Source organism: Pseudomonas cichorii (assembly GCF_015471405.1).
GTDB classification, from domain to species: domain Bacteria; phylum Pseudomonadota; class Gammaproteobacteria; order Pseudomonadales; family Pseudomonadaceae; genus Aquipseudomonas; species Aquipseudomonas serbiensis.
Genome location: NZ_BLVZ01000010.1, coordinates 123,090 through 136,932, shown reverse-complemented (window position 1 = coordinate 136,932; position 13,843 = coordinate 123,090). Strand labels below are relative to the sequence as shown.

Sequence of the window (13,843 nt, the reverse complement as noted above, 5' to 3'; positions counted from 1 at the left end):
CCATTCAGGGAGGACATGAAATGGGACTGACACGACGTGAAGCGCTTTCCAGTATTGCAGCAGTAGGCGGCGAGCAAGCCGTCAAGGGGGCGCTGGCTGCGCTGGGGCTGGGGCCTTCGTCTCATCGGCGGCCACAACCCTTGAAGCTGAAAGCCGATACGGGGCAGGGCACCAGCGTGCTGGTACTCGGTGCCGGTATTGCCGGGCTGGTCACTGCACTGGAACTGAGCCGCGCCGGCTTCAAGGTACAAGTGCTGGAGGCTCGCAACCGCGTGGGCGGTCGCACCTGGACCCTGCGCAACGGCGATAAGGTCGATTACCTCGATGGCCGCACGCAAACCGCGCAGTTCGATCAGGGGGTGTATTTCAATGCCGGTCCTGCGCGGATTCCGAGTCAGCACCGGACCTTGCTCGACTATTGCAGCGAGCTGGGGGTGCCGCTTGAGGTGCTGGTCAACACCAGCCATGGCGCGCAAGTGCGTCCAGACCTTGAACAGCCTGCTTTTACGGTAGGCCAGGCGATCAACGATGCTCGCGGGCATCTTTCCGGGCTGTTGGCCACGGCGGTGCAACGTGATGCGCTGGACGATGTATTGAGCGCCGAAGAACGCACTCGTCTGCTGGCGTTCTTGCAGGTCTATGGCGACCTGTCTCAGGAACTGGCCTACGAAGGCAGCATTCGCTCCGGCCATCAGGATTCACCCAGCAATCCGGGTGCCCTGCCGGGGAGTCTGGCGCCAGTGGCGCTGGATCGGCTGCTACACCCCGAGTTGTGGGGCGCACTCCTGCATTCCGAGTTTCCCGAGTTCTCGGCCACGATGTTTCAGCCGGTGGGCGGGATGGACCGCATCACCGACGCCTTCTACAGCCGCCTGACCGATCAGGTGCAACTGGGCGCACAGGTGCGTCGCATCCGCCAGCTTGAGGACGGTGTGGCGGTCACTTATCACGATCAGCACAGCGGCCGCGAGCAAGTGGTACGTGCCGACTATCTGGTGTCCACCTTGCCGCTGCCACTGCTGGCCAGGCTCGACACGGATTTCAGCGATCCGGTCAAGGCCGCGCTGCTCAGCACCCATAACGGCCACGCAACCAAGGTGGCCTGGCAGTCGCCGCGATTCTGGGAAAGCGAGTACCGCACCTATGGCGGGATTTCCTGGATCGAGCATCCGGCGCGACTGCTCTGGTATCCGAGCAACGATCTCAATACCCGAGAAGGGCTGCTGGTGGCCGGGTATGTCACGGGCGAGGGCGCCGATACCTTCGGCACACAACCTTTCAATACCCAGTTTGCGACTTCCAGAGAGGCGGTTGAATTACTGCACCCGGGTTACTCGCAGCAGTTGCGCAATCCACTGGCAGTGTCCTGGGAGCAGATCCCCTACAGCGAAGGCCCGTGGCTGCAGCGCGAACTGTTTCCGGCACAGGCCAGCGCCTTGCTGGAAGAGGCCCATGGCCGGGTGTATTTCGCAGGCGACGGGCTTGTGCAAAGCGGAGTCGGCATCTGGCAGGAATCGGCAGCCAACTCTGCACGCCATGTCGTGGCGCAATTGGGCGAACGGGTTATCGAGCAGCGACACAAAGCCGCCATTGGCGCGCTATGACTATCCATTGAAGGAGTAACAACCATGAGCGACCAGATCAAACGCACCAGTGTCGGTGACTTTCCCATCTCGCAGACCGTGACCGTTCCGGCATCGGCCAGCCTGATATTCGTCAGCGGCACCTTGCCGGATGTCGCCGACCCGCAAGCCCCAAAGGGTACGCCCGCGGCGTTCGGCAATACCGAAACCCAGACCGTTTCGGTGTTCAACAAGATACGCAATATCCTCAGGCAACAGGATCTGGATCTGGGCGATATCGTGCAATTGCGGGTGTTTCTGGTGGGAGCCGAGGAAACCGGTGGCAAGCTGGATTTCGCCGGTTTGCAGGCGGGCTACACGCAGTTCTTCGGCACGGCTGAACAGCCCAACAAACCGGCGCGCACTGCGCTGCAAGTCGTAGCCCTGCCATTGCCGGGCGCTCTGGTGGAAATCGAGGCCATCGCTGCCAGAACAGCGTAAGGCTTCAAGCTTTTTCCCAGACTTTTTCAAACCCAAGACATCGGATACCGGGGTTCGGGCGCGCAGCGCTCAAACCCTGGCGGGGCTTTGCGTGCCTGCGAAATGCCGACAAGGAAGAGCGATGACTCATCAGCGTGCAGCGTTACAGAGTGGCAGTGTGCAAAGGCAGTCATGGTTGAGTGGCTTGCTGATGATCGGGTTGGCGAGCGAATCGGCTCTGGCGCGGGAGGCCAGTACTCAGGTGTCACAGGATGCCCGTCTGGAAAAGGTCGAAGTGGTGGGGGCGCGAGTGACCCAGGCTGACGAGGCCATCGGCACCGATCAGATCAGCAATACCTTGTCCATTTCCCATCAGGCCTTGCTGTCGGCGCCAGCGGGAACTTCCGGTCTGAAAATGCTCGAAGCCTTGCCGGGCTTCAACGTGCAGGTCAACGATGCGCTGGGTTTATACGAGTTCGGCAACTCGGTGTTCGTAAGGGCCTTCAACTTTCAGCAGATCGGTTTTTCCATCGACGGCGTGCCGCTGGGGCGCAGCGACCAGTTTGGCGGCAGCCCGATCTATCGCTATGTCGATAACGAAAATACCCAGCGGGTGACCGCTTCCACCGGCGCGGGCGACGTCTCGCAGCCGGGCTATACCTCGCTTGGGCCTTACGTCGATTACGTCTCGTCCAACCCAGCTCGCGAAAGCGGGATCAGCACGTCCTACACGCTGGGCAGCGACAGCCTGCGACGCAGTTTCATCAAGCTGGAAACCGGCGAGTACCAAGGGCTTTCAGCTTATTTCAGCCGCTCGAAAATCGACGGTGATTTATGGCGTGGGCCTGGCACCATCGATCGTGAACACCTTGAAGGCAAGGTCCGGTACGAGTTTGGTGAAGGGCATGAACTGCTGTTTCGCGCCGTGCATAACGACTTTTTCGATTACGACTCGCCTTATGTGAATCTGGCGCAGTACAACGGCACCGCCAATGACGAGTTCGGTCGATCCGGCCGCGACTTCGCCTATCTGGGTGAGCTCCCTGATTTGCCGGAAACGGCCGCTGGCGTGCCTTACAGCAACGCCGGCTACAACCAGTATTACAAACAGGCGATCAACCAGCGCCGGGATACGCTCTACAGCCTGACCGGCAATTTCCAGCTCAACCCGGATCTGGAAAGCCGCACCAGCGTCTATTACGAAGCCAAGAAGGGCTATGGTGTTTCACCTGAAGCCTATGCGACATCATTGGCGCTGTATAACGCGCAGAGTGGCAGCGTCGCTGGACTGGTTGCGCCGCGTGGCGTGCAGTACGGGCTCTCCGCGCTCAGCGGTCATCGCTATGGCGCGCTCAGCAGCCAGACCTGGCATGTGGGCAACCATGCCATCGAGACGGGCGTCTGGGTTGAAAAGGATGTCTTCAACCGCTTGCAGGCGCGTTACAACCTGCTGGACGGAAGCCCGGCAGGTACGCCGCTGCGCAATGAGCCCGTGCATCTGCAAGGCGACTTCAGTTCGACCCGCGACTCTGTGCAGTTTCACCTCAAGGACACCTGGACCCTGCTCGATGACCGGCTGAGGCTGCAATACGGTTTCAAACGCCTGGACCTGGATTACCGCATCGAAGGCTATCGCAATGCAGGCGATTACATTGCCAACCGGCAACCGCGCCTGAGCACCTCATGGAACGATCATTTCCTGCCGCAGGTGGGGCTGGTCTATGACGTGACGGCCAACTCCCAGGTGTTCGCGTCCTACTCGGAAAACATGGCGCTGCCGCGTGGTGCCGATGACGTTTTCCGCTCCGCCAGCCCGAACGCTCCGGCACCGGAAGCGGAAACCTCGAAAAACTATGAGGTGGGTTATCGCCTCAACCGGCCGACGTTCAATGCGTCCTGGGCTTTCTATCGCACCGAGTTCGATAACCGCCTGCAGGCTTTCGCATCGCCGGTGGCGGGCAGCAGCACGGTGGAGACGTTCTTCCAGAATGTCGGCAAGGCAGAAGCGTATGGCACTGAACTCAGCGGGCAGTGGAAGCCACCCGTTCTGTCGAACAAGGTCGTGCTCAACGGCAACCTGACCTACAACATCGCCCGCTTCAAGGACGATGCCGCCGGTTTTGCCCTGCGTGACAACGACATTCCCGACAGTCCTCGCTGGCTGGCGCAAGCGGGCGTCACCTACGAGTTGCAGCCCTGGGCGGTGCTGAACTTTTCAGCCCGCCATATCGGCTCGCGCTACAGCAACTTCACCAATACCGAGTCGGTGCCGGGCTACACGCTCTACAACGCCTACCTGGATCTTGGCGGAGACAACCTGCGCTACGGGCCGCTCAAGAGCGTCAAGCTGCGTTTCAACATCGACAACCTGTTCGACAAGGATTACCTGGGCTACATCCTGACCAGCACCAGCGGGCCAGCCTTTTATCGACCCGGTTCGCCCCGCACCTTCCAGACCACCTTGAGTGCGGAGTTCTGAGCCATGACCTTTAAACGTCTTCTGTCTTGTCTGGCACATCTGGCGCTGGTCATCGCTTCGCAAACCACACGGGCTGACAATGAAGTCCGCGACAGTACTCTGGCGCTGCACAATCGGCTGCTGGTGCTAGACAGCCACCTGGATACACCGATGCAGCTTTCGCGTCCCGGCTGGGACATTCTGGCCCGGCACACTTACCGTGAAGATGGCAGCCAGGTGGATCTGCCACGCATGATCGACGGTGGTCTGGATGGCGGCTTCTGGGTGATCTACACCGCTCCGGGCCCGAGAACCGAAGAGGGGCGGGCCTATGCCAGCAACTACGGCCTTGCCATGCTGGCGCGGATTCGCGACCTGGCCAATCGCTCCCCGGACAAGTTCGAGCTGGCCCTGACGGCCGCCGATGCCCGGCGCATTGCCGCGCAGGGCAAGCGCGTGGTGTTTATCAGCATGGAAAACGCCGACCCGCTAGGGTCAGACCCGCAACTGATCCAGACCTATTACCGACAAGGTCTGCGCATGCTGGGCCTGGTGCATTTCAGCACCAATGAGATTGCCGATTCGGCCACGGCCTTGCCCGAGTGGAACGGCCTGAGCCCCAAGGGACGAGATCTGGTGGCGGCGGCCAATCGTCTGGGGATTCTGCTGGATGTTTCCCATGCGTCGGACGCGGTGTTCGATCAGGTATTGGCCACCTCGAAGGCGCCGGTCATCGCTTCCCACACCAGCAGCAAGGCGGTCAACGCGCATCCGCGCAACCTCGACGATGAGAGGCTGCGACAGCTTGCGGCCAAGGGCGGTGTGGTGCAGGTCAACAGTTACGGCGATTATCTGATACCCCAGAAGGTCGACCCCGAACGGCAGAAGGCACTGGCACCGCTCTATGCCCGTTATCGGAACCTGGCAGCCTTGTCGCCCGATCAGGTCAAGGAATTGCACAGCGAGGTCGCCGCGATCAAAAAGCGTTACGGGCCGGCCAAGCCCGATTTTGAAGTGTTCATGAAACACCTGCTGCATATCCTCGAAGTGGTGGGGCCTGAGCATGTTGGCATTGGCGCTGACTGGGATGGCGGCGGCGGTGTGGTGGGGCTGGAAGATGTCAGCCTGTTGCCGAAAATCAGTGAGCGCCTGTTGCGCGCGGGTTACACAGAAAAGGACCTGGCCAATATCTGGGGCGAGAACCTGTTGCGGGTCCTTCAGGCGGCGCAGGATGCGGCTCAGCCGCAACAGGCCGGGTTGTGACGCCTGGGTGAGATGACAGGCGCGGATGTCATATCCGCATATGTCATGTTTCCCCTGAGAGCTCCTTACGCTTTGGACTCATTCAGTCCAATGCTATCAAGGAGCTTTCATATGCAACCCAGACTACGGCGTGCCAGGCGCTCTGTTGCTTCTCATCCGCGCATGCCCGCGCTCAGCGGTCCCTTCGATCATCCCGATGATGTGGCGCGTTATGTCCATGAAGTCATCGGCAACAGGCGTGATCGGGAATACGGCGGTTTCATCCTTGTGCGTAACGATGGCAAGTACGTCGCCACCGAACCCATGGCCGGCAATACCTTTGATTTCAATCCCAATGAGGTCTTTCCGAGTTACGGGCAGGATGGGTATGTCCTTTATCCGGCGGGGCATTCCGATTATGCGATCTATCACTCCCATCCTTCGCTGTTTGCCGGCCTCGATGAGTGGCCTGAAAGTGAAAAGGCCACCTACCCGAACAGCCTTTCCGTGGCCGATATCCATGCGGTGATCGACGATCATGAGTTTTGTTCGGTGACTTACCTGTCCGGGCCGGACGGCTCATTGATCAAGTACACCCTGTCGCATTCCGATGCTGAACAAGCCCTGTTCAGGCGAGTGTCCGGCCCTGCGGACAGGCCTCATCAGTACGTGCTCGGCGAAATACACAGGGCCTTGCAGGCGCGAACGCTCATGCCTAGCGATCTGGTCCGGTTGCTGGCCCAGGCCGGGGATTTGCAGGTCGTCGTCACCAGCCGGTTGTGGGGTAAACCCGGCAAGGTGGCGAATGACTGGCAGCCTTGTCCCAGGATACCGGCTCCCGCTACCTGCGAGACGGTCTGGCCGCCGAAGCCGTTGCGCCTGAGCCCGGAATTCTCCAGTGCCGATGACGCCGTACGCTATGTGCATGGTCGTATCGGCGCCCGGGGTCATTTCCAGGCCATCGGTTTTCTTCTGGTCGATCCTCAGCGGGGCGTGTACCGGGCGGCGGAGCCGCGTCTGGAGGACGGGAACATGGTCTACGCGCCCTGTTCGGCATTTCATCCCGATGCCTATTACCGGCCACCGTTGCCTGAGGGATATCGCATCGACGGCATGTACTTTTCGCCCGATACCCTGATTGCCGAGGGCGAGCGGCTGGACGGGCGCAACTTCTTTCAGCCGGACGATCTGCATCTCATGTTCGAGTATCGCTACATTCCGGCCCGTCGCTCGAAATGGGTGCCTGTGCGCTATGGCTTCGCGATGTCCGAGGTTTACTTCTCGTCTCCCGATGGAGCGTTGCTGGGCTATACCCCCAGTCATTCGGCCGAGGAATATCAGTTGCTCAGGCGGGTTTCGCGGATTTATTCGGGAAGTGAGTCGGTACAGGCGCAACTGGCCGCAGGCACGCTCAGGTCGGCCGATTTCATACGCATGGTGGCGCAGGCGGGGCGGCTGCGAGTGATCAGCCGCAGTCGGAACTGGCCGCAAGCGGGTGTGATTGTCCCGTCTGCCACCGGACCTGAAAACTGAACTGCGACTGAACGGTGCCACGTAAACCAGAGAAAACCTTTATTTACCTGAACTTATCGAGCATTGGCGCCTCTCATGCCGGTAGCCATTGATCGCGGCGGCCTGATAAGCTCGCGGCTTTACTCGTTTGCCCTATTGGCGCATGGACAAGGAATTAGCATGAAACAGCATCGGTTGGCAGCGGCGATTGCCCTGGTCGGTCTGGTACTCGCAGGTTGTGACAAGCAAGCCAGCACTGTAGAGCTGAAAACCCCGGCACAAAAAGCGTCGTATGGTATTGGTCTGAACATGGGCAAAAGCCTGGCTCAGGAAGGTATGGACGATCTGGATTCCAAGGCCGTGGCCCTGGGTATCGAAGATGCCGTCGGCAAGAAAGATCAGAAACTGAAAGACGAAGAGCTGGTTGAAGCCTTTGCTGCGCTGCAAAAGCGTGCCGAAGAGCGTATGGCCAAGCTGAGCGAAGAGTCGGCGGCAGCCGGCAAGAAATTCCTCGAAGAAAACGGCAAGAAACCAGGTGTGGTCACCACCGCTTCCGGCCTGCAGTATGAAATCGTCAAGAAAGCCGATGGCCCTCAGCCAAAGCCGACTGATGTTGTAACCGTTCATTACGAAGGCAAGCTGACCGACGGCAAGGTGTTCGACAGCTCCGTCGAGCGCGGCAGCCCGATCGATCTGCCTGTTGGCGGCGTGATTCCTGGCTGGGTCGAAGGCCTGCAACTGATGCACGTTGGCGAGAAGGTCAAACTCTTCATCCCTAGCGATCTGGCCTACGGCGCACAGAGCCCGAGCCCTATGATCCCTGCCAACTCGGTACTGGTCTTCGACCTGGAACTGATCGGCATCAAGGACCCGGCTGCGGCACCTGAAGCTGAAGAAGAACCGGCTCCGGCCAAGGCCAAGAAGTAATACTTCGCCCGGTTGTCTGAAAACGCCCTGTCTCGACAGGGCGTTTTTGTATCTGCCGTATTTCCCGAACGCTTTGTTGTCCGTACAGTCCCACTATCAGGGGGCGGTGAGGATTGTCTGACAGTCCTGTGACTGCATTGCGGTAGCCGCGCTAAACATGTAAGTCAACGATTTCATGGGCTTTTTTTATGTGAGTAAAAAATGCCCGATTTAACCTGGACCCCCGTAGAACGGGGCGCACAGGCATGAAAACAGACGCTGTTCACAAGGTTATCCACAGCTTATGTGGATAACCTTTGAACGGAGCAGCAGGCTGGTACTTGTTTACTGACACCACCTTTTTAAACGGGAGTGAACATGAAAGCACCTTGGAACTTCATTCGTTACCTGCCCGGAGCCCGGCGCCTGCTCGCTGCGGGCAGGCTGCCGGGCCTTCTGTTTGCCGTGGCGCGCAAAGGGGCTACCGAAGGCAGCCGGCTGGGGCGTATCAAGGAAGACCTGCGCCTGCTGCAGTCCTTGTGCCTGGCCTACTGGCGCGGTGAGTACCGGGACATCAATCCCAAGGCCATATTGTCCATCGTGGCGGGTCTGATGTACTTCCTCAGCCCTCTGGATGCGATTCCCGACTGGATTCCTGGTCTGGGAATGTTCGATGACATTGCCGTCCTGGCCTGGATCATGAAGAACCTGACCGATGAGCTTGACGCCTTTCGCGCATGGCGCGAGCGTCAGTCGCCGGAGAAGCTCATCGTCGTCGAACGATTGCCTGAAACCCAGGCACTGCTGGAACGTGAAGGCGGTAAACGTTGAACGTTTCAGCGCTGTTACACAAGCTGGGTTAATCCGCTGTTAATATGGCCGCGTATGGAGCAAGCCTATACAAAATGTGTTTTTGTCCTACAGGGGGAAGCGTATGGATCTTCAAGTGATTTCTCGTGATGGAGAGCCGGAATATGCAGTCCTGCCGTGGGCTCAATATCAGGCACTCCTGAATGCAGCGGGCCTTGCGGGCAAGACACGTCCTGAGCCTGTCCAGGCATCTGGCCAAGCCTCAAGCGCCGACTACCCGGGTTTTGATCAGTTGGGTTCCCTGCGCGAGGCCAAGGGGCTTGAAGTCGCAAGCCTGGCGCGCTCCGTAGGCATCAGCCCGTCTTATCTGGAACTGATCGAGAATGGAACCCGTGAACCCGATGCTGCCATCAAGCGCAGCCTGGCATGGGAACTGGGGCTTCCAGGCTGGAGAAGCCAGCCATGAGTGTGCGCATCAGTCGTCAGCATTGGGATGGGCTGTTGAATGAACTGGAACATGCGCGCCGCCAGCGTCATCTGGTGACCTATCGGGCCTTGCTGGAGCGCCTGCAATTGCCCAGCCCGGCCATGCAGACCCTCACCGCAGCCCTTGAGCACCTGGCTGCTCTGGACGTACGTGCCGAACAGCCACTGCGCAGCTCGCTGGTCATCAGTCAGGGCGCGAGTCGTTTGCCGCGTCCCGGCTTCTTCGAGTGTGTAGAACGGCTGGGCAGGTTCTCCGGACCCTCCGATGGCGTCGCCGCTGCCGCCTGGCATGCCTCGGAAGTGGTGCGAGTGTTCGAGTTTTCCTACCCTGAACCGCTTTAGGAGCCAATTCATTCGCGAATCGATTCAGGCGTTGGACAGCAAGTCCAGCCGCAACGAATCGATCACATGCACGCTGGCACCCGCGACATCCTTGGCGAAGTGCTTGGCCTGCGAGGCCAGGTCGGCCAACTGACTGGCGTTCACTTGCGAGCAGCTTTCTTCGCGCAGATGCACCACACCGATCGATAGCGACAGCAGTGGAAACTCCTGACGCTGACCTTGGCGGTTCAGGGCAATGAAGCAACCCGATTGCAGGTGTTCCGCTCTGTAAAAGCGCCGGCACTGGTTCTGGAAATCATCGAGCAGAGCCTGCAAGCGCTTTTCCCAGTCCTCGAAACCCAGCACCATCAGGAAATCATCACCGCCAATATGGCCGACAAAGTCCCGGCTCGGGTCGATGCGGTCATTCAGGCACTGCGCGAGGCAAAGCAAGACTTCGTCGCCACGGGCGTAGCCGTAGATATCGTTGAAGGGCTTGAAACTGTCGATATCGACATAGCAGATCATCGATGCGCGCCCTTGCTGCAACAGGCGCGTCAGGCATTGCTGGATTGGCACATTGCCCGGCAGCAGGGTCAACGGGTTCGCGTAGCGTGCTTGCTGGATCTTCAGCTCGGTAATCAGCTTCAGGACATCAATCACCCGGCCCAACCCGATGTAGGTGCCGTTGCTGGTGATGATGAAGTCTTCTTCAATGCGCTGGCGTGCCCGGCTGGTCAGCAGACGGCTGACCTGTTGGAGGGATTGATTCACTTCCACGGCCAGAAAGTCATCGCTCATCAAGCGGCTGATGGGCTTGCGGGCAAACAGCTCGGTCCCGAATGGCTTGAGCAACACTTCGGACAATGAGTGGCGATGCACGATGCCGCAGGGCCGGAAGTTTTCGTCCAGAACGGCCAGTGAGTTGAGGTTGGCCTGTTTGCGGAAGGCCTCCAGCACGTCGGCGGTCGGGGTTTCCTGGTTTACCGAGGGTTGCGGGTTGAGCAGGGCGCTCAGGTCCGAGGCTTCTTCGTTCAGGGACGTAGTCGCCACCTCGGTCTTGGGCAGCATGACGCGAATGTCGCGTGGCGGGCGTTCTTGCGGGCGGGCCAGGAGATAGCCTTGTACCAGGTCCACGCCCATATCGGTCAGTGCGGCGAGCTCTTCCGGCAATTCAATGCCTTCGGCGATTACGGTGGCCCGTGATGCCTTGGCCATTTGCAGCATGGAGCCGACGAACTCACGCTTGACCGCATCCTGATGAATACCGTCGATGAAGTGCCGGTCGATTTTCACGTAATCGGGGCGTAGTTCCGACCAAAGCCGCAGGCTGGAGTAACCGGCACCCAGGTCATCCAGTGCGATGGAAAAACCCATATCGCGATAATGGTGCAGCGCGTTGTACAGCAGCTCGAAATCATCCGTGGGCATCTGCTCGGTCAGTTCTATCACCACATCTTTCGGGGCGATGCCGTAGCGTTGCAGCATTTCAAGGGTGCGGCCCGGTGGGTGGGAAATTTCCAGCAGGGATTCGGGAGAGACATTGAGAAACAGCTTGCCCGGCAGTTTTTGCTGGCTGAACCGACGACAGGCTCCGTCGCGGCACATCAGTTCCAGTTCGCTGAGTCGACCGGCCTGGCGCGCTACGGAAAACAGGTTGATGGGGGAGTGCAACTTGCTGTTTGACGGGCCGCGGCTCAGGGCTTCATACCCCAGAATACTGCGCCCCGAGAGTGAGACGATGGGCTGGAACAGGCTGTGCAAATCACTACGAGCCAGAATAGAACTCAGTGCACTCAACTGCTCATTCATCGTCATGGCGGTCTCTGGATATAAAAAAGGGGCTGAACGCGCTTACGCTCAGCCCCTTATTACACTACAGATCAATGACTGTTTAATGACATATGCCATTAATTTGCCATTAATGAGTAACCGTCACTTCTTTGCTACCGAAGCGCTCAGCCCCAGATAGTCGATCAGAATGCGCCCGGTTTCTGCCAGGTAGGCATCATCCTCGGGTTTAGTCTTCTCGTTCTCTACTGGCAGGGCATCCTCGTCCTCTTTTTTCAGTTCCTTGAGCGGCTCTTCGCCCTTGGCTTTGCGGCGAGTGTTTTCAAGGGCCAGTTGCTTGCTTTCGATCGCGCTGTGTTCGGCACGACGATCCACTTCATTGAGGCTGACGGTTTTTTCGCTCATCAGCTTCTTGGCCAGTGCAAGGCGGTCTTCGATGAAGACAAACTCGGCGTTCTTGGCCGTGCGGGCTTCATGTCGCGACTGCAACTGCGCCAGGAATGGCTTGAACGGATCGATTGCAGGCTTGATCGCCGGTTTGATGCTGTCCCATGGCATGGCCTCGGGCAGGGCACTCTCACCGATTTCCTTGGTGTCGATCAGCGACGGGTAAGTGATGTCCGGTACTACACCCTGATGCTGGGTGCTCTGGCCGGATACCCGGTAGAACTTGGCCAGTGTCAGTTTCAGCTCGCCGTGGTTGAGCGGCTGAATGGTTTGTACGGTGCCTTTACCGAAGGTCTGGCCGCCAATCACCAGCGCGCGGTGATAGTCCTGCATGGCGCCTGCGAAAATCTCCGAGGCCGACGCTGACAGACGGTTCACCAGCAGTGCCATCGGGCCTTTGTAGAAGGCGCCTTTGGCTTCGTCTTCGAGTACATCGACCTTGCCGTCGGCATTGCGCACCAGAACCGTCGGGCCCTGTTCGATGAACAGGCTGGTCAGTTCGGTGGCTTCCTGCAGGGAGCCGCCGCCGTTGTTACGCAAGTCCAGCACGACGCCATCGACATTCTCTGCCTTGAGTTCGGTCAGCAGCTTCTTGACGTCGCGGGTGGTGCTCTTGTACTGCGGGTCGCCGGCACGATAGGCCTTGAAGTCCAGATAGAAGGCCGGGATCTCGATGACGCCGAGCTTGTAATCCTTGCCATCCTGATTCAGGTGCAGGATCGACTTTTTCGCCGCCTGTTCTTCGAGCTTGACCGCTTCACGAGTGATGGACACGATTTTGCTGGTCTGGTCGTTCGGCGCGTTGCTGGCAGGAATGACTTCCAGGCGTACGACCGAGCCTTTAGGCCCGCGAATCAGTTTGACCACTTCGTCCAGGCGCCAGCCGATGACATCGACCATTTCCTTGTCGCCCTGGGCAACACCGACGATCTTGTCGGCCGGAGCGACCTGCTTGGTCTTGGCTGCCGGGCCTGCCGGCACCAGACGCACGATCTTCACGTTGTCGTTGTCGCTCTGCAACACAGCGCCGATGCCTTCCAGCGACAGGCTCATGTTGATGTCGAAGTTTTCCGCGCTGTCAGGAGACAGGTAGTTGGTGTGCGGATCGTAGGACATGGCGAAGGTGTTGATGTACGCCTGGAAGATGTCCTCGGCGCGGGTCTGGCCCAGACGCGCAAGTTGATTCTTGTAACGCTTGGTCAGGGTTTCCTGGATCTTCGAAGGATCCTTGCCGGCGATCTTCAGACGCAGGACTTCATCCTTGACGCGCTTGCGCCACAGTTCGTCCAGTTCGGCTTCATTCTTGGGCCATGCGGCGTCCTTGCGGTCGACCAGCAGGGTTTCCTTGGCATTGAAGTCGAGCTTGTCGACGCCTTTGTTCAACTCTGCCAGAACGAAATCCATACGCGCCTTGACGCGATCCAGATAACGTTTGTAGATGATGAAGCCAGGGTTCAGGTCGCCGCTCTTGAGGAAGTCGTCGAACTGGGTCTGCCACTTGTCGAACTCAGTGATATCGCTGGCTGTGAAATAGCTGCGAGACGGGTCCAGAAGCTTCAGGTAGCTCTGATAGATGATGACCGAGCGTTTGTCGTCCAGCGGTGGTTTGCTGTAGTGATGTCGCTTGAGCAGCTCAACCACGTTGAGACTGGCAACCACTTCGTCGCGGTCCGGCTGAAGATTGTCCCAGCTGTTGGCGGCAAAAGTGCTGGCTGACATCGGCAACAGGCTAAGACCGATAGACAGTGCAAGGGCGGTGCTTGGGAGTAAGTGCTTCATGCTGATTCGACGTGGTGACAATTGATAACGCATATTAGGCCGTCTTTGA

General features: G+C 58.9%; 11 protein-coding genes. 9 read left to right on the top strand and 2 right to left on the bottom strand.

Going from position 1 to position 13,843, the window contains the following annotated elements; genetic code table 11:
- Positions 1 to 20: 20 nt before the first annotated feature.
- From JL015_RS17190 to JL015_RS17150, 9 genes are all read left to right on the top strand, one after another.
- On the top strand, positions 21 to 1,604 hold the full coding sequence (locus JL015_RS17190) for a flavin monoamine oxidase family protein (RefSeq protein ID WP_201019314.1): 1,584 nt from the start codon (positions 21 to 23) through the stop codon (positions 1,602 to 1,604).
- 24 nt (positions 1,605 to 1,628) lie between these two features.
- A complete protein-coding gene (locus JL015_RS17185; RefSeq protein WP_025261158.1) occupies positions 1,629 to 2,063 on the top strand; it encodes a RidA family protein in 435 nt (144 codons plus the stop codon).
- A 121-nt stretch (positions 2,064 to 2,184) separates the two neighbouring features.
- Positions 2,185 to 4,521 carry a TonB-dependent receptor gene (locus tag JL015_RS17180; protein WP_201019313.1) on the top strand — a complete coding sequence of 779 codons (2,337 nt, stop codon included), beginning with the start codon at positions 2,185 to 2,187 and terminating at the stop codon, positions 4,519 to 4,521.
- 3 nt (positions 4,522 to 4,524) lie between these two features.
- Positions 4,525 to 5,763 carry a dipeptidase gene (locus tag JL015_RS17175; RefSeq protein ID WP_201019312.1) on the top strand — a complete coding sequence of 413 codons (1,239 nt, stop codon included), beginning with the start codon at positions 4,525 to 4,527 and terminating at the stop codon, positions 5,761 to 5,763.
- A gap of 111 nt (positions 5,764 to 5,874) precedes the next feature.
- Positions 5,875 to 7,275, top strand: a complete 1,401-nt coding sequence (locus tag JL015_RS17170; protein ID WP_201019311.1) for a DUF4329 domain-containing protein — start codon at positions 5,875 to 5,877, stop codon at positions 7,273 to 7,275.
- A 159-nt stretch (positions 7,276 to 7,434) separates the two neighbouring features.
- The gene (locus JL015_RS17165; protein WP_201019310.1) at positions 7,435 to 8,181 is read left to right on the top strand and encodes an FKBP-type peptidyl-prolyl cis-trans isomerase; all 747 of its coding nucleotides are present in this window, start codon (positions 7,435 to 7,437) and stop codon (positions 8,179 to 8,181) included.
- Between the two features lie 357 nt (positions 8,182 to 8,538).
- Positions 8,539 to 8,991, top strand: coding sequence for a YkvA family protein (locus JL015_RS17160; RefSeq protein WP_200999816.1), 453 nt, complete (start codon positions 8,539 to 8,541; stop codon positions 8,989 to 8,991).
- 103 nt (positions 8,992 to 9,094) lie between these two features.
- Positions 9,095 to 9,436, top strand: a complete 342-nt coding sequence (locus tag JL015_RS17155; RefSeq protein ID WP_201019309.1) for a helix-turn-helix domain-containing protein — start codon at positions 9,095 to 9,097, stop codon at positions 9,434 to 9,436.
- Positions 9,433 to 9,798: a hypothetical protein gene (locus JL015_RS17150; RefSeq protein WP_201019308.1), complete on the top strand. Its 366-nt coding sequence runs from the start codon at positions 9,433 to 9,435 to the stop codon at positions 9,796 to 9,798. The genes JL015_RS17155 and JL015_RS17150 overlap by 4 nt, the downstream gene beginning before the upstream one ends.
- Before the next feature lie 24 nt (positions 9,799 to 9,822).
- Here JL015_RS17150 and JL015_RS17145 read toward each other — a convergent pair whose 3' ends face one another.
- Together JL015_RS17145 and JL015_RS17140 are read right to left on the bottom strand one after the other, a co-directional pair.
- Positions 9,823 to 11,595: a bifunctional diguanylate cyclase/phosphodiesterase gene (locus tag JL015_RS17145; protein WP_201019307.1), complete on the bottom strand. Its 1,773-nt coding sequence runs from the start codon at positions 11,593 to 11,595 to the stop codon at positions 9,823 to 9,825.
- 117 nt (positions 11,596 to 11,712) lie between these two features.
- Entirely contained in the window at positions 11,713 to 13,794 is a 2,082-nt protein-coding gene (locus JL015_RS17140; RefSeq protein ID WP_201019306.1) for a carboxy terminal-processing peptidase, read from the bottom strand.
- Positions 13,795 to 13,843 lie beyond the last annotated feature (49 nt).

Excerpts from the sequence above, each read along its gene's own strand:
- JL015_RS17190 (WP_201019314.1), top strand. The coding sequence starts at position 21 with ATGGGACTGACACGACGTGAAGCGCTTTCCAGTATTGCAGCAGTAGGC.
- JL015_RS17185 (WP_025261158.1), top strand. The coding sequence starts at position 1,629 with ATGAGCGACCAGATCAAACGCACCAGTGTCGGTGACTTTCCCATCTCG.
- JL015_RS17180 (WP_201019313.1), top strand. The coding sequence starts at position 2,185 with ATGACTCATCAGCGTGCAGCGTTACAGAGTGGCAGTGTGCAAAGGCAG.
- JL015_RS17175 (WP_201019312.1), top strand. The coding sequence starts at position 4,525 with ATGACCTTTAAACGTCTTCTGTCTTGTCTGGCACATCTGGCGCTGGTC.
- JL015_RS17170 (WP_201019311.1), top strand. The coding sequence starts at position 5,875 with ATGCAACCCAGACTACGGCGTGCCAGGCGCTCTGTTGCTTCTCATCCG.
- JL015_RS17165 (WP_201019310.1), top strand. The coding sequence starts at position 7,435 with ATGAAACAGCATCGGTTGGCAGCGGCGATTGCCCTGGTCGGTCTGGTA.
- JL015_RS17160 (WP_200999816.1), top strand. The coding sequence starts at position 8,539 with ATGAAAGCACCTTGGAACTTCATTCGTTACCTGCCCGGAGCCCGGCGC.
- JL015_RS17155 (WP_201019309.1), top strand. The coding sequence starts at position 9,095 with ATGGATCTTCAAGTGATTTCTCGTGATGGAGAGCCGGAATATGCAGTC.
- JL015_RS17150 (WP_201019308.1), top strand. The coding sequence starts at position 9,433 with ATGAGTGTGCGCATCAGTCGTCAGCATTGGGATGGGCTGTTGAATGAA.
- JL015_RS17145 (WP_201019307.1), bottom strand. The coding sequence starts at position 11,595 with ATGACGATGAATGAGCAGTTGAGTGCACTGAGTTCTATTCTGGCTCGT.
- JL015_RS17140 (WP_201019306.1), bottom strand. The coding sequence starts at position 13,794 with ATGAAGCACTTACTCCCAAGCACCGCCCTTGCACTGTCTATCGGTCTT.